Below are 22337 nucleotides of genomic sequence, written 5' to 3'. Positions count from 1 at the left end.
CCCTGTTGTTGACTGGGGTCTATGACTGATCTCCATTTCTCTTTTTCGTACAGGAAAACCCTTAATTACAAGAGGGGTGCCTCTCGATAGACTGAAGTCGTTTAATAAGTTAAACGAGTTCAATATATTGAACGAAATGGAAATGACTGATCAGGAAAACATTAGCAAAAGAGGGTCCTCTCGGATTCTGGAACTCATCGAGTGGATGGCGCAGCAGTCTGAGCCTATTGCGCTCAGCGATGCGGTGCGCGATCTTGATTGGCCGAAAAGCACCACACTTCTTTTGTTGCGTTTGCTGGTGCAGCGTGGCTATGCACGGCACGATGCGGATCAGCGCTATGCCCTACAGCGGCTGCCGGGCGAGCCGTCTCAGGGGGCGCCGGCCTGGGGTACCGTGGTGCGGATGATCCGCCCCGTGTTGGAAGAAGCAGTCGGCGCCACACTAGAAACTGGATGCATAGGAATCCTGACCGCCGATATGCGGTTGCGCTACATCGCAAAGGTGTTGGCGAATCGGGAAATCCGTTACGACCGCGACATTAGCCGGACACGTATCCCGCATCAGACGGCCAGCGGTTTGACGTTGTTGGCAGGGCTGGGGGCAGATGACCTGAATGCATACCTGGCGCAGTTGAATGGCGCCGACGGCCAACAGCCAGATGCTGTCCGTGTAGCTATCGAGCAGTCCGCTCAGGCGGGGTACACCATCAATCTGGAAGGCCATATCGAAGGTGCTGCAGGTGTGGCCGCCCCCATTATGAATTCGACCGGTAGATGTATCGCCGCCCTGAATATCGCGGGTCCACGCGAGCGCATAGAAAAGAATCTTGACCAAGTTTTAGAGGCAACCATCGGAGCCGCTAGAAAAGCCAGCGAGATCATCGCAAAACGCTATTAGGCAGTTGAACCAGAGGAGACATAAAGATGAAAAATTGGAAACTACGGACAGCAAGCATCATGACGGCATCTGCTCTCTTGATGGCGGGATCGCAGGCGCTGTCTGCGGATCTCCCAGATTATTATCCGGCCGATTATCAGCAATTGATTGATGCATCAAAGAATGAAAACGGCTTGGTGATTTATTCGAATGTGGCCGATTACAACTGGAAGCCCGTTTTGGATGGGTTCAAGAAAGTCTATCCCTGGATCAAGGTCGAGACGCTGGATCTGGGTTCTGGCACAGTCCATTCCCGCTGGGAAGCCGAGGCAGGCAGCCAGTCGCGTAGCGCAGACATCCTGGTGTCCGGCGCCAACGACCGCTGGGCACGCTACGGCTTGGAAGGCAAAATGATGCAGTACAAGTCCCCGGAAAGCAGCAAGCTTCCGGATTTCTCTGTGCCCTATCCGGGTGTTTTCGTAATGTCTACGGATCCTCTGGTGATCGCTTACAACACGGCTCTGCTTGCGCAGGATAAGCGGCCCACCGGGTTCTCGTCCTTGGTCGCGGCGGCCACGAAGGATCCCTCGGCCTTCAAGGGACGCATCACGACGTACGATGCTGCTCGAAATTCGTTCGGGCTGGCTTCCTGGTGGACGGTCTTGAATAAAAAAGGTGCCGAAGGTTGGGATAACCTGAAGAAAATTGGCCCCATGATTCGGGGTGAAACATCCGGCGGGACCATGAACGAAAAGATCGCCACCGGCGAATACCTGACCGGGGTTTATGTGTCCGGGATCACCATTTTTCCACGTCTGGATCAGCCGGGCGGGAAGATCCTTGGATTCTCTTTTCCTGATGATGGCACCCCTGTCATGATGCGCGGCATGGGCATCCCCCAGAACTCGGCCAATCCGAATTCGGCAAAGCTGATGGTGGACTATATCCTCAGCAAGGCAGGCCAGGAACTGATCGGGGCAGGCGGGCTGACACCTTACCGTGAAGGCATTGACAAAACGAATGTGCGGTACACCTATCAGTCGATTGCAGAGCAGGTGGGCAAGGACAATATGATCGTCGTCGGTTTCGACAAAGATCTGATCGATCAAGCGGAAGGCTTCTCGAAGAAGTGGACTGCAGTCATGTCCGGCAAGTAAGTCTCCCTCACCAGGGCCTATCCAGTTAAGGATAGGCCCATCTTGAAGATCTGTATTTCCATGCCCAAATCCTCATTGAACGCAGCAGATGTGCTCCCCGTACAAGAATTGCGCGTGGTGCCTGCCCGCTCTCCCTTCATTTTTTGGACGGTTGCCGTACTGACCGCGATTCTGGTTCTGGGACCACTGGTCCCCATTGCCGCGCAAGCGCTGCTGGACCAGGCCCTGTATATCGATACTGCGGCTGTGACCAGTAGTAATTTTTCCCGGCTGTTCACTGAAGCAGGCATGGGAGTCATTGCGCTCAATACGCTGTATTTCTCTTTTCTGACCATGGCAGTCGCTCAGATTTTCGGAGCTGCGTCCGCCGTGCTGCTGGGGCGCACCGATCTGCCAGGCCGCAAATGGATGGGGGAGATCATTCTGTGGCCGTTGTTTGTTAGCAATCTGGTGATTGCTTTCGGTTGGTTCACAATGTACGGACCCTCTGGATTTTTCACGCTGGCCTTGCGTTCATGGCTGGGATTTGAGCCATGGAATTTGTACACATTGACGGGCATGGGGATTGTCGCCGGCCTGAGCCAGGCACCGTTGACTCACCTGATGTGCATCGGGGCTGTGACCAGGGCAGATGCTCAGCTTGAATCCGCAGCGCGCTCGGCTGGCGCCAGCCCCATGCGGGCGCTGTGGAGCGTGACCATCCCCATGATGCGTCCTGCGCTGATCTACTCCGCTGTGCTCAATTTTGTGATCGGTGTCGAAATGTTGGCCATTCCGCTGGTGTTCGGCGGCCCCGAAGGCATCCAGACGATTACGACGTTTATTTATGATCGAGGCATCAACGCAGCCGTCGAGTCCGACTATGGGCTTGTGAGCGCCGCTGCGGTTATTTTGTTGTTGGTGGTCGGCTTTCTGGTGTGGCTACAGGGCCGACTGATGAGGGATGATGGGCGTTTCGTGACGGTGCGTGGCAAGGCGACGCGGCCTGCGACCGTCAGTCTTGGAGCATGGCGTTGGCCAGCAGGAGGGCTGGTCCTTGCCTATGTCCTGTTGACGATCATATCTGTGTTTGTCGGGATATTGATGCGTGCCAGTACAACCTTTCTGACGCCATTGGTACCCTTTTGGACGCTGTTCACGACAGATAATTTTGAGCTGATTTTCGCGCATGCCAGCTATATTCGCTCGATCACGAATTCTATCGTCATAGCCTTGCTTGGGGGCGTAATCGGAACCGTCGTCGTCGTGCTGATCGCTTTCGTAGCGCGTCGCTCAAAGTTTCGCTATGCCCGCGGACTGGAATATGTCGCGCTCCTGCCGCGCTCTTTGCCAGGCATCATTGCCGGTCTGGGGTTCTTCTACGTCATCGTCTGGGTGCCGGGCTTTGATGCGGTGAGGGGAACCATATGGGTTCTGATGGGTGTATTTATATTGCGCTACATCCCAATCGGGTTCGGCGCCGTAGCCCCTGCGCTTACGCAGATCGGGAATGAGCTGGATCAGGCCGCCCGCATTTCTGGCGCCGACTGGTGGATGACCATGGTCCGCATCATTCTTCCCTTATTGAAGCCCGTGCTGTTTTCCACCTTTACGCTGCTGTTCATCCATTTCTTCAAGGAATACGTCACTGCGGTGTTTCTCTATCAGCCGGGGTCGGAGGTCATCGGCACCACGATGCTCTCGCTTTACACGCAAGGCGATGGCGGACCAGTTTCGGCGCTGGCAGCGATACAGGTCATCATTACCGCAATTTTCGTGCTGATTGCACGGCGCGTACTCGGAGTAAAAATATATGGCTGAGCTCATCCTGGAAAACTTGTCTATTACCTATGGCAACGTTAAGGCGGTAGACGACATTTCTCTAACGGTCGCCTCTGGCGAGTTTCTTACCTTGCTTGGGCCGTCCGGTTGCGGAAAATCCACAACTTTGTTTGCGATTTCTGGGCTGAATGATGCGACGTCGGGTTGCATTCGCATCGGCCCAACGGTGCTGTTTGATGGGGCGGCCCAGGTTTCTCTGGAACCTGAACATCGGAATATCGGGCTGGTTTTCCAGAGCTATGCTCTATGGCCACACATGACGGTCGCGCAGAATCTCGCATTCCCCCTCAGATTGCGCAAAGTGGACCGAGCCGAGCAGGCCAAGAGAATCAAAGAGGCATTGAGTCTAGTTGAGATGGATTCTTTCGCGGAACGATATCCGTTCGAATTGTCGGGCGGTCAGCAGCAACGTGTCGCTTTGGCACGTGCTCTGGTCTATCGGCCAGGATTGTTGTTGCTGGATGAGCCGCTGTCGAACCTTGATGCAAAATTGCGAGAGCGGGCGCGGGTGTGGCTCAGGGAACTGCAGGAACGCCTGGGGGTGACGACGGTCTATGTCACGCATGATCAGGCCGAGGCACTGGCCGTATCGGATCGGATTGCGGTCATGTCGGGAGGCAAGATTCGCCAGATAGGCACGCCGCATGACATCTATGAGTCGCCCGCCGACGCCTTTGTGGCGGATTTTATCGGCTCCTCCAATTTTATGGACGGGACGCTGCTGGAGCGTGACGAGAACTGGGCGAAGGTCAAGCTGGATGACGGCACTATCATTAGGGCCGGCATCGGTCGCGAGGATCTGGGTGATCGCATCATGTTGGCAGTGCGCCCAGAACGCCTGGAAGTCGTATCCGGTCCTGGAGACAACGTTGTGCGGGTGCGCGTGGAGGCCAGTTCTTACCTGGGGGCGGTCTATCAGCATGAAGTCTCAGGGCCTGGCGGGCGTTATCGCATCCAGACGGGCCATCGTATGACAGAGCAGAACGCCTGGATCCGCATCCCTGCAGAGGCAACAATGTTGTTTCGGAGAGATGCTTCCAGCGGGAAATGACGATGAACAAGAAACTGAATCCGGGGTATTCGCCCGTGGCGTTTGATGCTACTGCGTGCGGCCCGCTGACCGGAGTCCGCGTGATCGACGTATCGCGCCTGGTGGCTGGAAATATGCTGTCGCTGCAACTGGCCGATTTTGGCGCGGATGTGATCAAGGTCGAGCCTCCTGGTGGAGACCCGCTGCGCCACTGGCAGAATGGGGGGGAATCCTTACACTGGAAAACCTATGGACGCAATAAACGCTCGGTGATGCTCAATGTGCGTCAGCTGGCCGACAAGGGGATCCTCGAGAACCTGATCGAAAAAGCAGACGTTTTCATTGAAAACTATCGTCCTGGGACGCTGGAGAAAATGGGTTTGACGCCTGATGTTCTACTAGCTAGAAATCCAGATCTGATCATTGTCCGGATATCTGGTTTTGGGCAGACAGGTCCGTATGCGAAATTGCCGGGATTTGGCACGCTGGTAGAGGCTATGAGTGGATTTGCCGCTCGCACGGGGTTTCCGGATCGAGAACCCGTGCTGCCGCCCTTGGCGTTGGCTGACATGATCGCTGGCCTATATGGAGTCTCGGCGGTGACGATGGCGTTGCTGGCGAGGCAGCAAGGCCAGGCCCGAGGCCAGGTCATTGATCTGTCTTTGCTTGAGTCGATTTTTTCCGTATTGGGACCTGAGGCGGCTATCTACAATACGACAGGCGCCGTCAAGGAGCGGATCGGCAGCGCCTCGAACACCACGGCTCCGCGTAACGTCTACGCTTGCGCCGATGGCAAGTATGTAGCTTTGTCTGGGTCGACGCAGGGCGTGGCGCAGCGGATCTTTCAGACGATCGGCCGCGATGACATGAATCATGACCCCCGCTTCATGAGCAATACGGATCGGGTCCACAATCGCAGTCTGGTCGACGAGGCACTGGGGGCTTGGTTCATCCAGCATTCGCGGAGTGAGGCATTGTCGATCATGCGTTCGGCCGGCGCTACCGTTGGACCTGTTTATGACATTGCAGATGCGGCGGAAGACCGTCACTTTCTTGAGCGCGGCGTATTCATCGACGTGGAAGACAAGGATCTTGGCAGCGTAGCGATGCACAATATTGTTCCCAGGTTTTCCGGTACTCCGGGCATCTGGCGCAGGCCTGCGCCTCGGCTGGGCGAACATACGGAGGAGGTACTGCGCGAGGCGGGTATTGCCGAGGAACTGATTCAGTCCGTTCTGGCCTACGGGGGTGCAGCATGATGCGTTCGCTGCTTTATGTGCCGGGGAGCGCCGAGCGATTCATTGCCAAAGCACATCTGCGCGGTGCAGACGCCATTATTGTCGATCTTGAGGATGCCGTTGCCGCGAGCGAAAAACTGAACGCCCGCGCAGCGCTTGCTACGGTAGTGCCGCGAGTCGGTCAGGCTGGAGCCCAGGTGTTCGTACGGGTCAATCATCTGACGGACCTGGTGCGCCAGGATGCGGAAGCTGCCTGCATGGCGGGGGCATATGGTCTGTACCTGCCTAAGACCTCGGGTACGGAGATACTCGAGAGACTCGATGCTGTGCTGCAGCCCTTGGAAAGACGACTCGGGCGCAAGCCTATGGCGTTTGTCCCCTTGATCGAAGATGCTGTTGGCGTCCTCAGGGCTCAGGACATTGCTCGTGGCCCCAGGGTGCTGGCTTTGAGCATGGGGATCGAGGATATGGCGACCTCTTTCGGGGGGGAACCCTTGCCGGATGTCATCCGGATCCCGAGGATGCTGATCCATCTTGCCGCCAAGGCCGCCGGAAAGCTGTCCCTCGGACTCATGCGCACGGTTGCGGATTATCGGGACACAGAGGCGATGCGCGCCTCGATTATCGAGGCCAAAGCCTTTGGCATTGATGGTGCCAGCTGCATCCATCCCAGTGTTGTGCCTTTGCTGAACGCAGGCTTTTCACCTGGGCAGAAGGAAATCGATCATGCACGCCGCCTAGTCACAGCGGCCGAGGTTGCCCAGCGCGATGGGATCGGGGCATTCACGTTCGAAGGTATGTTCGTCGATGCTCCCATCGTCGAGCGTGCCAAGTCGCTACTGGTGTATGCGCAAGATGTGACAAATTAGCTTTATGGCGAACGGTGCGGCGTAGGCCGTGTCCACTCGTACCTTTTACAAGGAGCACGGTTCATGGATGCAATACATTTGGGGCTGATCGGGTATGGCGAAGTCGGCAGCATATTCTGCGCGGGACTTGGGCCTCAGGTAGCGAGTGTCCGAGCCTGGGACATAAAGCTTGTCGACCCGGTCGCCGCAATACCCTTGAATGAACGAGCTCAACAAGATGGCGTGATCCTGTGTGCATCCGCTGTTGATTTGTGTGCCGCCAGCAATCTGCTGATTTCAGCCGTCACAGCCTCCAGCGAAGTAGCAGTGGCTCGAGAAGTTGCGTCGCATCTGCAGCCCGGAACGATCTACCTGGATCTGAATTCAGCATCTCCCGGTGCCAAGCGAGAAGCAGCCGCCTTGATCGAAGCTGCCGGCGGACGCTATGTGGAAGCTGGCGTCATGACCTCTGTGCCGCCCTATGGCATTCGGGTGCCCATGCTGCTGGGCGGGCCGCATGCCGATCTGTTAGCTCAGCAACTGATGGCGCTGGGCATGGATGCTAAGCCTGTTTCGGCGGAACTGGGTATCGCGTCCGCGATCAAGATGTGCCGTAGCGTCATGATCAAAGGTCTTGAGGCGTTGGTGATCGAGAGCTACACAGCGGCACGGGCCTACGGTGTCGAAGACTATGTCCTGCCAACGCTGCAGGAAACCTTCCCTGCGATTGATTGGACCGAGCAGGGCCGTTATTTCTACAGTCGCGTCGTGCAGCATGGTCGACGGCGTGCTGAGGAAATGCGTGAGGTCGCTAATACGGTGCGTGAAGCCGGCTTTGAGCCCTGGATGTCGGCAGCGACGTCTGAAAAACACGATTGGGTGGCGCGACTGGCTGCCCAGGGCCTGTTCGACGGAGTTCAGGCAGACGATGGGTGGCAGGTCTACGCGGACAGGCTGGTTGGTCGCGAGAGGAATTTAGTACCCGACACGGCGGCATAGGCTACTGCCTAGACGGCAGTGGCACCACAGGAGGATTTAACGAATGACGACGTCCCTGAACCAGTTAGGTATTGTGCATCGAACGATACAGCGGGTTGAGTATCCGGTTGTCGAGCAGCTATCCCATTTTGGCTCTGCGACCTTGCATGAGGCCATGGGCAGGACCGGCTTGATGAAGTCTTATATGCGGCCAGCCTGGCGCGGTGCGCGCCTGTGTGGTGCGGCAGTGACGGTGTTGCTACAGCCGGGCGACAACTGGATGCTGCATGTCGCAGCTGAGCAAATTCAGCCGGGGGATGTGGTTGTCGCCGCTTGTACTTCGGAAAGCACAGCCGGATTTTTTGGTGACCTATTGGCAACGTCTTTTAAAGCGCGGGGAGCGTGCGGCTTGATTATCGATGGTGGGGTGCGCGATGTCGATGTATTGGAAAAGTTGGGTTTCCCCGTTTTTAGCAGGGCAATAAGCCCTCGTGGCACGGTCAAGGGTACATTAGGATCTGTAAATATCCCGGTCGTTTGCGCAGGCTCGCTCGTCAGTCCTGGTGACGTTGTCGTGGCTGATACAGATGGCATAGTTGTGGTGCCAGCTGCGATTGCAGCGCAGGTGGCGATCAAGGCCCGAGCGCGTGAAGACAGTGAAGAAAGCAAGCGGGAACTCTTCGCATCTGGAGTGCTAGGACTGGACTATTACAAGATGCGTGAGGGCTTGGAAAAGGCAGGACTAAAATATATCGACTGAGAATGAAGCAGGCTAGGTCTTAGCGTCTTTCAATATTTTCCAATACCGTTGCTGGCGGCGCGGCCGTATCGGGCCTTGATACAGCCTGGGCAGTTCTGTCCTATGCCGTGCCGAAAAATTACGCAGCCATCAGCGCCTGAATATCCGCCTGGGCCTGCGCCAAGCCGCGTTCGCGATGCTCGGGACCCATGTTCAGCCCTTCCGCCCGCACGGCGCGGATATCGCTCACACCCATGAAACCGAAGATCGATTTCAAGTAGCTTTCCTGGTGTTCCATGTCTGGGTTGGCGGAATAGATGCCGCCGCGGCTTAGCGCCAGGATCACTGTCTTGTCGCTCAACAGGCCCACCGGACCGCTTTCGGTGTATTTGAACGTGCGGCCAGCCTGGGCGACGCGATCCAGCCAGGACTTGAGCTGGGCGGGAATCGTGAAGTTGTACATCGGCGCGCCGATGACGACGATATCTGTTTCGAGCAACTGGCTGACCAGTGCTTCAGAGACCTCATTTTCCAGGCGCTGGGCCTCGGTGAGCGAGTCATCCTGGGCGGGCGCCCGAAAACCCAGCGCGTTCAGCGACAAGGGCTGGGGGGCCTGCGCGGCCAGATCCAGGTATTCGACTTGCAGGTCGGGGTGTATGGCGCGTTGCCGCGCCACGATGTCGCGGGACAGGCGGCGCGAGATGGAGTCGGAGCCGGTGATACTGGAATCAATGTGCAGCAGCTTCATGGTAATACCTTGTCTGAATGGAGGGGCGGGATGAGAACCCGTGATGGCTGTCATTTTCCATTACCAACATAAAATAGTTAATACGCTAGACGCGCGGTACAGTATTCTATTTTTGAGGTGAATCCAGCATGCAAGACCTGAACGATATGCGGTACTTCGCAGAAGTTGTGGAGCATGGCAGTTTTGTGGGCGCGGCCCGCGCACTGGATTTGCCGACTTCGCGCCTATCCAGACGGATCTCGCAGCTGGAGACGAATCTGGGTGTGCGGTTGCTGAATCGCACGACGCGCAAGCTGTCCCTGACCCTGGCGGGCGAGCAGTATGTTCGCCATTGCGTGGCCGTGCGGGAAGAAGCCGAGCTGGCGCATGCGGAGATCTCCCAGATTCTGGCGGAGCCGCGCGGCTCGTTGAGGGTGTCCTGCCCAGTCACGCTGGCTCAATCGGTGATTGCGCCCTTGATCCCGGAGTATTTGACGCGCCACCCGCTCGTCAGGCTGGAACTGGAGGTCAGCAACCGCGTGGTCGATCTGGTCAGCGAACGGGTGGATATTGCGTTACGGGTGCGGCAAAGCCTTGACGACAGCGGCAGCGCCGTCATCAAACGCTTGGGCTTGAGCCATGGCCTGCTGGTCGCCAGCCCAGAACTGCTGCAGCGTATCGGCAGGCCGGACCAGCCTGCTGATCTGGAACGATTCGATGCGGCAGGAATGTCCGCACAAGCCGGCAAGATCCATTTTTCCCTGGATGGACCACAGGGTGCGCACTGCCAGGTGGTTTGTCGCGCCGCTTGTGTCGTGGATGATCTGTTGTCGCTGCTTTATGCGATTGAGGGGGGCGTGGGCGTCGGGATGATGCCCGACTACATGTGCCGCGAGGATATCGCCCAAGGCCGCCTCGAATCCGTTCTGCCTGGGTGGTCTCTTCCTTCGGGCATCGTGCATGCCGCCTATTTGTCGCGTCGCGGCATGTCGCCGGCGGTACGTTCGTTTCTAGATTATCTGGGCGAAAAGATGGGACGTAATATGAGTGATGTGGCGGTGGAGTTGACGTCGGGTGTCAGTGGAGGTTGACCGACCGCACCCTAGCGCGCAAACGCCGCCCGGTACCGCCACAGCAGCAGCAGACAGATCCCCGCCGGCGCCGTCAGCGTGGCATAGGCGAACCCGTAGCTGCCGGATAGCGATGCAATCCAACCGAAGATCGGCGGCCCCACCACCACCCCCAGAAACGTCATGGCCAGCGTGCCGCCGGTAGCGACGCTGGCTTGTCCGGCGGGGGCCTGGCGGGCGACCTCGGCCAGGTACACGCCATTCCAACCCAGTGCGCAGCCGCCGAACAGGCACAGCACCATCAAGACGATGAGGTTCGAATCGACCGCCTGCAGCAGCGGGGTGCTCAGGGCGCACAGGACGACCAGGGCGGACAATCCGCCCAGGGTCTTGACCGGGCCGAAATAATGGTCCGATAGATAGCCCCACAGCAGGCGGCCGCCGACGCCGGCCGCCTGGGAGACTGCCAGGATGAAGCCGGCAGCAATCAGGTCCATGCCCAGGTCTTGATTCAAGAACGTGACCAGATACGAGGTCAGCGACAACTGGGTGATGGAAAACAGAAACGAGACGCCTGCCAGCACCGCCAGACTGCGCTGGCTGAAGACCAGTTTCAGCGGTCCGATCAGGCCGTTGCCGGCCGACAGTTTCTGTTGGGGATTCTGGTCGGCATCCAGGGCGGGGCGCAGGGGCTGGATCGCCAGTGCGCACGCCAGATTGGCGGCGGCGACGATCAGGAAGGCGGCTTGCCAGCCGCTCCATTGGGCCAGGCCGGGTACGATCAGACCGGCCAGCACGCCACCCAGGGGGACGCCCGTTTGTTTGATCGAAAAGACGAAGGACATGCGATGCGCGGGCGTGGTGCGGGCCAGCAGATGCGAACTGGCTGGGGTGATCGGGCCGTAGCCCAGTCCGACCAGCAGGGCGCCGATGGCCATGATCGGGATCGAGGCCATCGTGCACAGGGTCAGGCCCAGCGCACACATCACCATACCGGCTTGGCTGGCGCGGATGGCGCCGTAGCGGCGGGTGGCGGATCCGGACAGCAGGCTGGCGGCCATGGCGCCCAGGTAGGCCAGCGCGATATAGACGCCGACATAGGCGGTCGGCATGTCCAGCACGTTCGAGATGACCGGTGCGATAGCCGGCAAGGTCAGCAAGGACATGGACACCAGGGACTGGATGGCCACGGTGGCGGTCAACGTCAGTGCGGACGAGGCGGGTGGCGGCGGAGGGGCCGGGTCAGGCGCGGGGGGCATCGCAGGATCGATCAGCTTGGAGGGGCATCATGGTCGGAAAGGGACGCTGGGCCTAGGGCAGAAATCCCCCACCCGCGCCGTGTCGGCCAGGTTCCAGACTCGATGGATCAGTGCATCCAGGTCCGTGTCGCTGGCCGCCCCATGATAACGCCCCAGGCGCCGGACCTTGTCTTCGATCTCAAGCCGGCTCAGGGTGTTGTCCGGGTCTCCTTTCGGCGTGTCGACCCGGCCCTGCAGGGTCTGGCCCTGATGGGTCTGGACGGTGACCTTGCCGATCCAGCGTTGCGGGTAGGCGCCATCCACCTCCGGGTCCAGCCGCATGGTGACGTGCGAACGGAAATCGGCGATGTCCGTATCGGTCATGGCGTCGTCGAATTCCTGCAACCCGGCTTTTTGATGTTTGGCGATCAGGCCCAGCACCGTACCCATGGAAAATTTGGATTGGTGGACGGTTGTGGGGTTCACGACCGGCCCCAGGACGTCGATAGCGCCTTGGTGGACGTGGGCAGTCACGCCGGCGATGTCGGTGATGCGCAGATGGTGCGCCTGTACGACCGCCAGCAGCGCGTCGGCTGCCGGATGGGTGTGACGGCAGGATGCGTGATATTTGAAGGACGTTTCCAGCAATGCCCAGCGGGCGCCCAGGCCATCGGTCAACCGGGCCGGGTCGGCGTCGCGGGACATGCCTGCGGCCATGCCTTGGGGGCCTTCCAGGATGCGGCTGGCGCCGGTAAAGCCTTGTTCAGCCAGGCAGGCGGCCATCAGGCCGTTGGCAGCGGCGCGTGCCGTGTGCAGTTGCTTGGAATCTGCCCCGTCGCGCAGGAATTCCCATAATCCTGCTGCTTGCGTGCCAGCCGATCCCAGTGCGTGCAGCATCCGGTCCGGGCCAAGTCCCAGCAGCTTGCCGGCAGCCATGGCGGCCGCCAGCGCCCCGGCTGTGCCGGTGGTGTGAAAAATCGTGTAATGGCTGCGGCCCAGAAATTCGCCGATGCGGATGCCGGCTTCGTAGCCGGCCACGATGGCCGTCAGTAGGTCGCGGCCCGATGCCCCCTGCGCTTGGGCCAACGCCATGGCGGGCGGCATGACGACAGCGGCAGGATGAAAGACCGATCCGTTGTGGACGTCGTCCTGTTCAACCATGTGGGCGGCGGCGGCATTGCTCAGGGCAGCGAAGACCGGGCTGGTGCCGTGGCGCGTGACCAGGTTTTCCGATGGCCCTTGTTGCGGTCCCATGACTTGTCCGTACTGTGCGATGGCCTGGACGGCGCGCCCGCTCGAACCGGCCAGTATCGATCCCAGGCAGTCCAGCAGCAGATCTTCGGCGCGCCGCAGGACGGGAGCCGGGATATGTTCGTAACGGAGATCGGCAAGGAATCGGGTCAGGTCTGCACTGGGGTGGGGCATGGTTTTCCTGAAGAGCCCATGAGAAGGGCGCTGGCATCATGAGGGGCGCCCGCTGTCTGCCGCGTGGCGTTTTTCAGGGAAGACTTTGCAGCATGGGGAATTTTTTGCCTATTATTGTTTGCTGAAGGCCAGCTTCATCAAACCATAAGGGATCCCCATTTCATGGCGACGCGTTTCGACCTTACCGATATGCAGCTCATGGTCAACGTGGCCGGCGCTCAGAGTCTGACCAAAGGGGCGGAGCGCACGTTTTTGTCTCTGCCGGCTGCCAGCAATCGGGTCAAGAGCCTGGAAGATGCCTTGGGCACAGAGCTGCTGTATCGCGGCAGCCAGGGTGTGACCCTGACCCCGTCGGGCGAAGTGTTCGTCAAGCATGCCCGTGCAGTGCTGCGCCAACTGGAACATCTGCGCGGCGAGATTCAGGAATACGCTCAGGGCATCAAGGGGCGGGTTCGGGTCTACGCCAACACGACGGCCATGAATGAGTTCATTCCCGCGGCGCTGGGGCGCTATCTGGTCAGCCATCCGGACGTCAATGTCGAATTGCGCGAACGGCTCAGCTACCAAGTGGTCAAGGCGGTGGCCGACGGTGTGGCGGACATCGGCATCACCGCGCAGGGCAGCGGGGGGGCGGGCGTCCGGTATCTGCCGTATCGCACCGATCGATTGGTGCTGGTCACCTACCCGGATCATCCTTTGGCGGAACGGGGCGCCTGCACGTTTGAACAGACCTTGGATGATGATTTCATCAGCCTGTTTGAGTCCAGCGCCATTCATTCCTTTTTGCTCAAGGCCGCCGAAGACCTGGGCCGCATGCTGAAATTCCGGGTCGAAGTCGGCAATTTCGAGGCGGTCTGCCGCCTGATTGCTGCGCGGGTAGGCATCGGCGTCATTCCGCAATCCGCCGCCTTGCGCTATGCGCAGACCTTGCCGATCCGGATTGTCGCGTTGACCGATGACTGGTCGCTGCGCAAGCTGCACATCTGTTGGCGTGAAGCCGGCGAGCTGCCTGTTTTTGCGCAGGAATTGGTGGATCTGCTGGTCCGCGATGCACAGGACGGAGCGCCGGTCTGATCATCCAAAAGACCTGGTTTGGCAAAACAAAATTGTCTCTTGGTCCGGGTTCCTGCATCCTGCCTCTTCTAGTTCACCATAGAGGCTGTGCATGTTCCAGGCTGCAGGACACCATCAGGATATCCGCGATGCAATTCGTGATCTGTGTGCGCAATTCGGCGATGAGTACTTTCGCCGTGTGGACGAGCAGCGCGGCTATCCGGCGGAATTCGTCGATGCGCTGACCCAGGCCGGCTGGCTGGCGGCCTTGATCCCAGAAGAATATGGCGGTTCGGGGTTGGGGCTGACCGAGGCTTCTGTGATCATGGAAGAAATCAACCGGGCGGGCGGCAATTCGGGCGCCTGCCACGGGCAGATGTACAACATGGGCACGATTCTGCGGCATGGTTCGTCCGCGCAAAAACAGCAGTGGCTGCCCAAGATCGCCAGCGGCGAATTGCGTCTGCAGTCCATGGCCGTCACAGAGCCGACGACGGGCACGGACACCACGAAAATCAAGACCACGGCGGTCAAAAAAGAGGGCCGCTATGTCGTCAATGGACAAAAGGTCTGGATTTCCCGGGTGCAGCATTCCGATCTGATGGTGCTGCTGGCTCGCACGACGCCATTGGAGCAAGTGCAAAAGAAATCCGAAGGCATGTCGATCTTCATGGTGGACCTGAAATCCGCCATCGGCCAGGGCCTGACCGTGCAGCCGATCCTGAACATGGTCAATCATGAAACCAACGAACTGTTTTTCGAAGACCTGGAAATCCCGGCAGAAAACCTGATCGGTCAGGAAGGCCAAGGCTTCAAATATATTCTGGACGGCCTGAATGCCGAGCGCACCCTGATTGCCGCCGAATGCATCGGCGATGGTTATTGGTTCGTGGATCGGGCAAAGAAATACGCCAATGAGCGCATGGTGTTCGGGCGCCCGATCGGCCAGAACCAAGGGGTGCAGTTCCCCATTGCCAAAGCGTTCGTCAATGTAGAGGCCGCCAGCCTGATGCGCTATCAGGCCTGCGCTCTGTTCGATGCCCGCCAGGACTGCGGCGCCCAGGCCAATATGGCCAAGCTGCTGGCCGCCGATGCGTCGTGGGAAGCAGCCAATGCCTGCCTGCAGACCCACGGCGGATTTGGCTTCGCCTGCGAGTACGACATCGAACGCAAGTTCCGTGAAACCCGCTTGTACCAGGTGGCGCCGATTTCCACGAACCTGATCCTGTCGTATGTCGGCCAGCACATGCTGGGCATGCCGCGCTCATTCTAGGGGGGATCATGCTGCCTTTGCAGGACATTACCGTCATCACGCTGGAGCACGCCATTGCTGCGCCGTTTTGCACGCGCCAGCTGGCGGATCTGGGCGCCCGGGTCATCAAGATCGAGCGGCCGGGCGTCGGAGACTTTGCTCGCGGCTATGACGAGCGGGTGCATGGCCTGTCGTCTCATTTCGTCTGGGTGAATCGGTCCAAGGAAAGCCTGGCGCTGGATGTCAAACAGCCGGATTCAGCGGATGTCATGGAACGTTTGCTGCAGAAAGCCGATGTGCTGGTGCAGAATCTGGCGCCGGGGGCCGCAGCCCGCTTGGGCTTGTCCTTTGAGGCCTTGCACGAACGCTTTCCTCGTCTGATCGTCTGCGATATTTCCGGCTATGGCAATGACGGCCCGTACCGTGACAAAAAGGCCTACGACCTGCTGATTCAAAGCGAATCCGGTTTTCTTTCGGTGACCGGGTCGGACGCCGAGCCGGCCAAGGCCGGGTGCTCGATCGCCGATATTGCCGCCGGCATGTATGCCTATACCAATATCCTGGCGGCGCTGATTGAGCGGGGCAAGACGGGGCTGGGGCGACACATTGACGTGTCCATGCTGGAAAGCATGGCCGAATGGATGTCCTATCCCTTGTACTACAGCTACGAGGGCGCGCCGCCGCCTGCACGCAGCGGGGCCTCGCATGCCACGATCTATCCCTACGGACCGTTTGCGGCCGGCGATGGCAAGACGATCATGCTGGGCCTGCAAAACGAGCGGGAATGGCAGGTCTTCTGCGAACAGGTTCTGCAGCGGCCGGATCTGGCCCATGACTCCCGGTTTTCGACCAATTCCCGCCGCTCGGCCGCCCGTGCCGAGTTGCGCGCATTGATCCTGGGTGTTTTTGCCGTCCTGACGATAGAGGAAGTCGTGGCGCGTTTGGATGCTGCCCGTATCGCTAATGCCCAGGTCAATGAAATGGCCGACCTGTGGGCGCACCCGCAGTTGCGGGCGCGCCAGCGCTGGGCCTGTGTGGATAGCCCGGCGGGCGTCTTGCCAGCCCTGCTGCCGCCCGGTGTCAGCGGCCCCGACGGCGCCAGGATGGATGCGGTTCCGGCGCTGGGTGAGCATACCCTGGCGATTTTGAAAGAACTGGGCTTGGAGGAGGCGCCCTGAATCCCCACCGACAAAGCATGGTCTGGCGGTCAGAACTTTTGGGGACCTGACCTGGGCCGGCGCATAACAATGACTTTCAAGGAGACATCACCATGCAATCCCGCACACTTACCCGCCTGGCGCTGGCGCTGGGGATCACCCTGTCGGCCAGTCTGGCGGTGACAGTCGCCCAGGCCGCACCCATCGTCGTCAAGTTCAGTCATGTGGTGGCGGCAACGGCCCCCAAGGGCCAAGGCGCACTGAAGTTCAAAGAATTGGCCGAGGCGGCTCTGCCGGGCAAGGTCGAAGTCCAGGTCTTCCCGAATTCGCAGTTGTTTGGCGATGGCAAGGAAATGGAGGCCCTGCTGCTGGGCGATGTGCATCTTATTGCGCCATCGCTGTCCAAGTTCGACCGTTACACCAAAAAACTGCAAATCTTTGACCTGCCTTTCCTGTTCGACGACATGGATGCCGTGGACCGGTTTCAGGCCAGCCCGGCGGGCCAGGGTTTGCTGGACTCCATGAAACCCAAGGGCATCAAGGGCCTGGCGTATTGGCACAACGGCATGAAGCAGTTGTCCACGAATCGTGACAAGCTGACGCGCCCGGAGGACATCAAGGGTTTGAAATTCCGCATCCAGGCGTCTGATGTGCTGGAAGCCCAGTTCCGTCAGCTGGGCGCCAATCCGCAGAAATTGGCGTTTTCCGAGGTCTACCAGGCGCTGCAAACCGGCGTCGTCGATGGGCAGGAAAACACCTGGTCCAACATCTATACCCAAAAGCTGCACGAGGTCCAAAAGACGATTGCCGTCACCAATCATGGCGACATCGACTACATGGTGATCGCCAATGCAGCCTGGTGGGATGGCTTGCCGGCTGATGTCCAGGCAGGATTGAGCAAGGCCATGGCCGGCGCCACCGAATATGCCAACAAACTGGCGGCCGACATCAATGAGCGCGACCGTCAACGTATTGCGGGCGCTGGCGCGGCGAAGATCCAGACCCTGTCCAAGGAAGACGTTGCAGCTTGGCGCACCGCCATGCACCCGGTCTGGCAGAAATTCGAGGGTCAGATCGGCAAGGACCTGATCGATGCCGCCCTGGCGTCGAACAAGAACTGAAGTACGTCAGTACGGTCTGCTGGGGACACCCGGCAGACCGCGCTTTCTGGAGCATTGCAACATGGATTTTTCGTCCTGGATTGGCCGTACTGAAGTCTGTGATGACAATCTGGACCCTGGCCATGCTCAGCGGGTGGCATGGAGTCTGGACGAGCCGTGGGGTCGGCTAGAGGCACTGCCTCTGCTGTGGCATTGGGCATTTTTCATTCATGGCGAACCATACGCCCGCCTGGGGCGGGATGGCCATCCGCAACAAGATGCCTTTTTGCCGCCCGCTGGCGATCGCAGCCGCATGTGGGCCGGGGGGCGCGTCCGCTTCCATGAGCCATTGGCGGTCGGTCGGCCTGCACAGCGCGTCTCCAGGATTGCCGACATCGTCGAAAAGACAGGCCGCAGCGGTTTGCTGCAATTCATGACGGTGGTGCATGAATATACCCAGGGCGGGATATTGCGCATCACCGAGGAACAGGACATCGTCTACCGCGATCCAGCGTCTCCGGTGCTGCAGGGGACCAAGCCTGCGCCTGTCGCAATGTGGTCCCGGGCTGTCATGCCCGACCCTGTTCTATTGTTTCGCTATTCCGCTGTGACCTTCAATGGGCACCGCATCCATTATGACGACCGCTACGTGCGCGAAGTCGAAGGCTATCCCGGTCTGGTGGTGCATGGGCCATTGATCGCGACCATGATGGTGCGGGCCTTTACCCAGGCACATCCGGATTTGACGGTGCAGTCGCTATCCTACCGGGGACTGCGCCCGCTGATTGCACCGCACGCCTTTCAGGTCGGCGGCTGTTTGCAAGATGGGGGGACTGCGCAGCTATGGGCCGAGCAAGACGGCATGCTGGCGCATCAGGGGGAAATCCGGTTCACTGCGTAAGGCCCTGTGGAGACCGTACGCGTCCGCCGACCACCTCTTGAGATGACACGACGATCGGTCGGTAGTCCCCACTTGCTTTTAATGGGGACTATCCATGAACTCAGACACTTCGGCGCAACAACCCGCGCGACGTAAACACAGTAAGGCCTTCAAGGCACAGATCCAGCAGGCCTGCGGAGCGCCGATGCTTCGCTCTCGGGCATCGCCATCGCCCACGGCCTGAACCCAAACCTGGTGCGGCGCTGGAGCCGTGAGCCCATCCGAACAATCGGATCGCGGAATTGCTGTTGTATCGCTGGCAATCTGTCTGAGAAAAATCAGGTCCATGCCTAGGTCTTGATTCAAGAACGTGACCCCAGATACGAGGTCAGCGGCAACTGGGTGATGGAAAACAGAAACGAGACGCCGCTTGTTACTTGTCAGTTAGTGCAGTCGATGTACTCGGACGGCACGCCACTGGTCAATGGGAATTTCCTTTCCCGATTGGGCGACGACGATTGCGTCGAAATGGATGATCTGCTGACGCAGCAGGCCATCCATGCTGTGGATGTGGCGCGCTTTCTGGTCTTCCGGGATGCCGTAGCCCAAGGATATATGCGGCGTGAACGTTTCGTTGATTGGCATGTCCAGCGCTTGCATGGCCGTAGTCTTGGCGGCTTGTAGCGCTTCGTCGAGTTTGAAAGCTGCAAACAGGGAGCGGAAATAGGTGGGCAGGCCGCTGACCGTTGTGATCGGGCAGGCTAGGGCTGTCTGGCCTGCAAAGGCAGTGCTGAGCCGTGCTGCGATATCGTCTGCGGATCGTGGCATGTCCTCGACCAGGGTCAGGTGAGGTTCAAACACGGGCGTATGGCAGGCGGCAGCGATTTGCCGGATGATTTGTGCCAGACTGGCTGCATCCTGTGCGCAAGGCATGAGCCAGACTGAGTGGATTGCTTGCATGGCGGGTGTCCCTGTTGACTAGAGGGAACGGCTGGTTCCCTGGGAGCATCATAGCGTTCGTAAGCTGTTGCGCACGACCAGCGGCAGCTCAAGGCTGATGGTGATGGGGGGCTCGTCAGGGTTTTTCAGCCGACGTTCCAGCACCTGCATGATTTCCGCGGCCTGTCGTCCAGCATCCTGGCGGAAGGTTGTCAGTTGATAGGCCCCCCATTGTGCTTGTGCCACGTCATCAAAGCCGATGACCGACAGCTCGGAGGGGATCGATAACCCCAGTGTTGTACGGGCAAAATCCATCAGGCCGAATGCCATCAGGTCATTGACGCAGAAAACGCCTTCGACCATTGGCTGAGCGGACAGCAGCAGGGATGCAGCCGATAGGCCGCCTTCATAGTCGGTGTGGTCGGCCCGTCCAACTTTGACCGTCATACCCAGTTCTGCCGCATGCTGGATGTAGGCATGCTCCCGTTCCATCAGGTTGGGGCTGCCGACATTGGATGTGACCAGCCCGATGCGGCGCATGCCCCGGGCATGGAAGAGCCGGGCAACCGTACGAGCCGCCAACGTGTTGTCGATATGGATGTGATCCGGTCCTTGCTCGGTGCGTCCGACCGTGATGATGGGTTGACCGTTGAGCTGCGCGGCTTCTACGAAGGCGCGGGACGGCATGCCTGACAGAATCACGGTGGCTTCCGCCCGGTAGCGCAGCAGCGTGGTGTGGGATGCCCTGGAGGCCTGTGCGACTGCCTCGGTTGGGATCAGGACAGGGACGCGGCCGCTGCTGACCAGCAGGCGAGACAGCGCTGCAATCTGCAGTGAACGAAAGGGGGTCTCCGCATCCGATGCGATCATGCCGACCAGCTTGCTGCGGTGGGCGAGCAGGCCGCGCGCCAGATCGTTGACCTGATAGCCGAGCTCCTCGGCCGCCTTCAGGATTTTCTGTCGGGTGCCGGGGGCGACGCTGGCGCCTTCCGTGAATGCTCGGGAGACGGCGGATCGCGAGACTCCGGCCCGTTGTGCAACTTCATGTGCACTGATGTAGCGGGCGGTCGGGACACGTTTCACGGTGTATTGGATTCCTGTTGAGGAGTCAGCGACCCACGCGTGACAGGACGTCTGCGCGTAAGAAGCGTTCGATGAAGAACATGAAAACGATGGAGGGCACCAGCAGAATCAGAGCGGTGATCGATGCAATCTGATAATTGCCGCCGGACGCCGTGGTGTAGAGCAGCAGTGGTAGCGTGGTGATGTCGGGTGCGCCGACGAAATAGGTGCCGGTGAATTCGTCCAGTGACTCTAGAAAGACGAAAATGGCGCTTGCCAGCAAACCCGGGGTAGCGATGGGTAGGGTGACGTCGATGAACGCTCGCAGCGTGGAGGCGCCAATCGAACGGGCAGCTTCTTCCAGTTCGCGATCTACCGCAGCAAAGGCGGCTGTCGAGATCCAGACGGCGTAGACCAGGCCGTGCGTTACGTGTACCAAGACCACACCCTGCAAGGTGCCGTTGAGCCCAAACTGGTAGAACAGCCGGGCGATGTTGACGTAGACAGGCAGATTGGGAAACGCCTGTGGAATCAGCAGCATCAGCAGGATCAGTCCGCGAAATGGCAGCTTGAGTCGTGCCAGCGCGTAGCCCGCCGGGATAGCCATGGCGATGGCCACAACCACCGTCAGGCAGGCGACCAGCACGCTGGTCAGCAGTGATGATACTGCGTCGCTCGTGGGGGAAAAGACGGCAGCCCAATAGGACAGGCCATACTGAACGGGCAGCGCATGTGGGAAATACCAGCGTTCGGCGACAGCCCAGAGCGCCAGATTGGTCAGCGGCCCGAAAATGGCATAGGCCAGCAGCCCCAGGAATAAGGCATTGCCGAGTTTGCCCGCGATGGATCGTAATGACATCAGGCGTGCTCCTTCATGGTCTGGCGCAGGTAGAACCAGGCGGCCACGCTGGTGATCAGCAGCGAGATGACGCCCAGTGCATTGGCGACGCCATAATCCCCATAAGCGTTGATCCGGAATGCCATGCTGGCTGTGATCATGGTGGGAGACTGAGCATTGATCATGAGAGGCACGGACAACACTGACATCATGATGACGAAACTGAGGATCAGGCCGACCAATAGTGTGGCGCGCACTTGAGGCAAGATGATTTCGATCAGGATTCGCAGTCGCCCTGATCCCAGGTTACGAGCGGATTCGATCATGGACCGGTCGAGCGAGGCCATGGCCCCGGCCAGTAGCAGCGTGACGAACGGCGTCTGTTTCCAGACAAAAGCGATCACAATGCCGCGCCAGTCCAAAAAGCTGGTGGTCTGAGCAATGGTCAGGATGCCGCTTTCGACCAATGAGGTGTTCATCAGGCCGTTCTTGGCCAAGAAGGTGCGTAGGATCTGGCCGACGACGATGTAGGGTACGAATAGCGGCCATCGATAAAGCCAGCGCAGAATGCGGATGGTGCGTGGGTTGTTGCCCAGAGTGAGGGAGCCGCTGATAGCGATCGACAAAGCGGCGGTCAGGGTAATAGAGACGCAGACGATCAGAATGGTGAACAGAATATCGTTGCCGTATAGGGCAAAGGCCTTGACGTAGTTGGCAATCCCAATGGCGCCGTGAACGTCGAACGAATTCGTCACCGAACTGAGCAATGGGATGACAAACAGCACGGATACGATGAGCAATGAGGGGGCCACCAGACATAGTCCGACAATAGTTGTAGGCATGATGATTGAACTCCCCTGGCAGGATAGCGAATGGTGCGTGGCGCTGGTTGGCAACCCGCCTCTTAG

General features: G+C 59.2%; 21 protein-coding genes. 14 read left to right on the top strand and 7 right to left on the bottom strand.

Going from position 1 to position 22337, the window contains the following annotated elements; all coding sequences use genetic code 11:
* Positions 1-142: 142 nt before the first annotated feature.
* The 8 genes from VDP79_RS11745 (at position 143) to ligK (ending at position 8709) form a co-directional block, all read left to right on the top strand.
* Positions 143-898 carry an IclR family transcriptional regulator gene (locus VDP79_RS11745; protein ID WP_323018384.1) on the top strand — a complete coding sequence of 252 codons (756 nt, stop codon included), beginning with the start codon at positions 143-145 and terminating at the stop codon, positions 896-898.
* Positions 899-924: 26 nt separating this feature from the next.
* Positions 925-2034: an ABC transporter substrate-binding protein gene (locus VDP79_RS11740; RefSeq protein ID WP_323018383.1), complete on the top strand. Its 1110-nt coding sequence runs from the start codon at positions 925-927 to the stop codon at positions 2032-2034.
* Positions 2035-2076: 42 nt separating this feature from the next.
* Positions 2077-3834, top strand: a complete 1758-nt coding sequence (locus VDP79_RS11735) for an iron ABC transporter permease (RefSeq protein ID WP_323018382.1) — start codon at positions 2077-2079, stop codon at positions 3832-3834.
* Positions 3827-4906 (top strand): ABC transporter ATP-binding protein, encoded by a 1080-nt coding sequence (locus VDP79_RS11730; RefSeq protein WP_323018381.1) that lies wholly within the window; start codon positions 3827-3829, stop codon positions 4904-4906. Before VDP79_RS11735 ends, VDP79_RS11730 begins: the two co-directional genes overlap by 8 nt.
* 2 nt (positions 4907-4908) lie before the next feature.
* Positions 4909-6144 (top strand): CoA transferase, encoded by a 1236-nt coding sequence (locus VDP79_RS11725; RefSeq protein WP_323018380.1) that lies wholly within the window; start codon positions 4909-4911, stop codon positions 6142-6144.
* Entirely contained in the window at positions 6141-6992 is an 852-nt protein-coding gene (locus VDP79_RS11720) for a CoA ester lyase (RefSeq protein WP_323018379.1), read from the top strand. The genes VDP79_RS11725 and VDP79_RS11720 overlap by 4 nt, the downstream gene beginning before the upstream one ends.
* A 63-nt stretch (positions 6993-7055) precedes the next feature.
* Positions 7056-7970, top strand: a complete 915-nt coding sequence (locus tag VDP79_RS11715; protein ID WP_323018378.1) for an NAD(P)-dependent oxidoreductase — start codon at positions 7056-7058, stop codon at positions 7968-7970.
* A gap of 43 nt (positions 7971-8013) precedes the next feature.
* Positions 8014-8709: a 4-carboxy-4-hydroxy-2-oxoadipate aldolase/oxaloacetate decarboxylase gene (gene ligK / locus VDP79_RS11710; protein ID WP_323018377.1), complete on the top strand. Its 696-nt coding sequence runs from the start codon at positions 8014-8016 to the stop codon at positions 8707-8709.
* A gap of 118 nt (positions 8710-8827) precedes the next feature.
* Here the strand turns inward: ligK and VDP79_RS11705 are convergent, their stop codons facing one another.
* A complete protein-coding gene (locus tag VDP79_RS11705) occupies positions 8828-9436 on the bottom strand; it encodes an FMN-dependent NADH-azoreductase (protein ID WP_323018376.1) in 609 nt (202 codons plus the stop codon).
* Between the two features lie 128 nt (positions 9437-9564).
* On the opposite strand from VDP79_RS11705, the gene VDP79_RS11700 reads away from it, so the two are divergent.
* Positions 9565-10506: a LysR substrate-binding domain-containing protein gene (locus tag VDP79_RS11700; RefSeq protein WP_323018375.1), complete on the top strand. Its 942-nt coding sequence runs from the start codon at positions 9565-9567 to the stop codon at positions 10504-10506.
* 11 nt (positions 10507-10517) lie between these two features.
* On the opposite strand, the gene VDP79_RS11695 is transcribed toward VDP79_RS11700, so the two are convergent.
* Positions 10518-11744, bottom strand: a complete 1227-nt coding sequence (locus VDP79_RS11695; RefSeq protein ID WP_323018374.1) for an MFS transporter — start codon at positions 11742-11744, stop codon at positions 10518-10520.
* Positions 11745-11771: 27 nt separating this feature from the next.
* Entirely contained in the window at positions 11772-13148 is a 1377-nt protein-coding gene (locus VDP79_RS11690) for an MmgE/PrpD family protein (RefSeq protein ID WP_323018373.1), read from the bottom strand.
* Between the two features lie 162 nt (positions 13149-13310).
* On the opposite strand from VDP79_RS11690, the gene VDP79_RS11685 reads away from it, so the two are divergent.
* The 5 genes from VDP79_RS11685 (at position 13311) to VDP79_RS11665 (ending at position 18611) form a co-directional block, all read left to right on the top strand.
* On the top strand, positions 13311-14222 hold the full coding sequence (locus tag VDP79_RS11685) for a LysR substrate-binding domain-containing protein (RefSeq protein ID WP_323018372.1): 912 nt from the start codon (positions 13311-13313) through the stop codon (positions 14220-14222).
* Between the two features lie 91 nt (positions 14223-14313).
* Positions 14314-15474: an acyl-CoA dehydrogenase family protein gene (locus tag VDP79_RS11680; protein ID WP_323018371.1), complete on the top strand. Its 1161-nt coding sequence runs from the start codon at positions 14314-14316 to the stop codon at positions 15472-15474.
* Positions 15475-15482: 8 nt separating this feature from the next.
* The gene (locus VDP79_RS11675; RefSeq protein ID WP_323018370.1) at positions 15483-16631 is read left to right on the top strand and encodes a CaiB/BaiF CoA-transferase family protein; all 1149 of its coding nucleotides are present in this window, start codon (positions 15483-15485) and stop codon (positions 16629-16631) included.
* 92 nt (positions 16632-16723) lie between these two features.
* Entirely contained in the window at positions 16724-17731 is a 1008-nt protein-coding gene (locus tag VDP79_RS11670; protein WP_323018369.1) for a TRAP transporter substrate-binding protein, read from the top strand.
* Positions 17732-17792: 61 nt separating this feature from the next.
* A complete protein-coding gene (locus VDP79_RS11665; protein WP_323018368.1) occupies positions 17793-18611 on the top strand; it encodes an FAS1-like dehydratase domain-containing protein in 819 nt (272 codons plus the stop codon).
* A 423-nt stretch (positions 18612-19034) separates the two neighbouring features.
* On the opposite strand, the gene VDP79_RS11660 is transcribed toward VDP79_RS11665, so the two are convergent.
* From VDP79_RS11660 to VDP79_RS11645, 4 genes are read right to left on the bottom strand one after another with little or no spacing between them, the layout of a single operon-like run.
* Complete coding sequence (locus VDP79_RS11660) at positions 19035-19550, bottom strand: hypothetical protein (protein ID WP_323018367.1); 516 nt, start codon at positions 19548-19550, stop codon at positions 19035-19037.
* Positions 19551-19598: 48 nt separating this feature from the next.
* On the bottom strand, positions 19599-20612 hold the full coding sequence (locus VDP79_RS11655) for a LacI family DNA-binding transcriptional regulator (protein ID WP_323018366.1): 1014 nt from the start codon (positions 20610-20612) through the stop codon (positions 19599-19601).
* A gap of 25 nt (positions 20613-20637) precedes the next feature.
* The gene (locus tag VDP79_RS11650; protein ID WP_323018365.1) at positions 20638-21450 is read right to left on the bottom strand and encodes an ABC transporter permease; all 813 of its coding nucleotides are present in this window, start codon (positions 21448-21450) and stop codon (positions 20638-20640) included.
* Positions 21450-22271: a sugar ABC transporter permease gene (locus VDP79_RS11645; RefSeq protein WP_323018364.1), complete on the bottom strand. Its 822-nt coding sequence runs from the start codon at positions 22269-22271 to the stop codon at positions 21450-21452. Before VDP79_RS11645 ends, VDP79_RS11650 begins: the two co-directional genes overlap by 1 nt.
* Positions 22272-22337 lie beyond the last annotated feature (66 nt).

The organism is Castellaniella sp., from assembly GCF_034675905.1.
In the GTDB taxonomy this organism is placed as follows: Bacteria; Pseudomonadota; Gammaproteobacteria; order Burkholderiales; family Burkholderiaceae_B; genus Castellaniella.
This window is presented reverse-complemented; position numbering and strand designations above follow the sequence as displayed.

Bases quoted from the DNA above. Each gene is read 5' to 3' on its own strand.
- VDP79_RS11705 (WP_323018376.1), bottom strand. From the start codon at position 9,436: ATGAAGCTGCTGCACATTGATTCCAGTATCACCGGCTCCGACTCCATC.
- ligK (WP_323018377.1), top strand. From the start codon at position 8,014: ATGACGACGTCCCTGAACCAGTTAGGTATTGTGCATCGAACGATACAG.
- VDP79_RS11715 (WP_323018378.1), top strand. From the start codon at position 7,056: ATGGATGCAATACATTTGGGGCTGATCGGGTATGGCGAAGTCGGCAGC.
- VDP79_RS11650 (WP_323018365.1), bottom strand. From the start codon at position 21,450: ATGTCATTACGATCCATCGCGGGCAAACTCGGCAATGCCTTATTCCTG.
- VDP79_RS11700 (WP_323018375.1), top strand. From the start codon at position 9,565: ATGCAAGACCTGAACGATATGCGGTACTTCGCAGAAGTTGTGGAGCAT.
- VDP79_RS11645 (WP_323018364.1), bottom strand. From the start codon at position 22,271: ATGCCTACAACTATTGTCGGACTATGTCTGGTGGCCCCCTCATTGCTC.
- VDP79_RS11730 (WP_323018381.1), top strand. From the start codon at position 3,827: ATGGCTGAGCTCATCCTGGAAAACTTGTCTATTACCTATGGCAACGTT.
- VDP79_RS11680 (WP_323018371.1), top strand. From the start codon at position 14,314: ATGTTCCAGGCTGCAGGACACCATCAGGATATCCGCGATGCAATTCGT.
- VDP79_RS11665 (WP_323018368.1), top strand. From the start codon at position 17,793: ATGGATTTTTCGTCCTGGATTGGCCGTACTGAAGTCTGTGATGACAAT.
- VDP79_RS11740 (WP_323018383.1), top strand. From the start codon at position 925: ATGAAAAATTGGAAACTACGGACAGCAAGCATCATGACGGCATCTGCT.
- VDP79_RS11695 (WP_323018374.1), bottom strand. From the start codon at position 11,744: ATGCCCCCCGCGCCTGACCCGGCCCCTCCGCCGCCACCCGCCTCGTCC.
- VDP79_RS11675 (WP_323018370.1), top strand. From the start codon at position 15,483: ATGCTGCCTTTGCAGGACATTACCGTCATCACGCTGGAGCACGCCATT.
- VDP79_RS11745 (WP_323018384.1), top strand. From the start codon at position 143: ATGACTGATCAGGAAAACATTAGCAAAAGAGGGTCCTCTCGGATTCTG.
- VDP79_RS11720 (WP_323018379.1), top strand. From the start codon at position 6,141: ATGATGCGTTCGCTGCTTTATGTGCCGGGGAGCGCCGAGCGATTCATT.
- VDP79_RS11660 (WP_323018367.1), bottom strand. From the start codon at position 19,550: ATGCAAGCAATCCACTCAGTCTGGCTCATGCCTTGCGCACAGGATGCA.
- VDP79_RS11685 (WP_323018372.1), top strand. From the start codon at position 13,311: ATGGCGACGCGTTTCGACCTTACCGATATGCAGCTCATGGTCAACGTG.
- VDP79_RS11690 (WP_323018373.1), bottom strand. From the start codon at position 13,148: ATGCCCCACCCCAGTGCAGACCTGACCCGATTCCTTGCCGATCTCCGT.
- VDP79_RS11725 (WP_323018380.1), top strand. From the start codon at position 4,909: ATGAACAAGAAACTGAATCCGGGGTATTCGCCCGTGGCGTTTGATGCT.
- VDP79_RS11670 (WP_323018369.1), top strand. From the start codon at position 16,724: ATGCAATCCCGCACACTTACCCGCCTGGCGCTGGCGCTGGGGATCACC.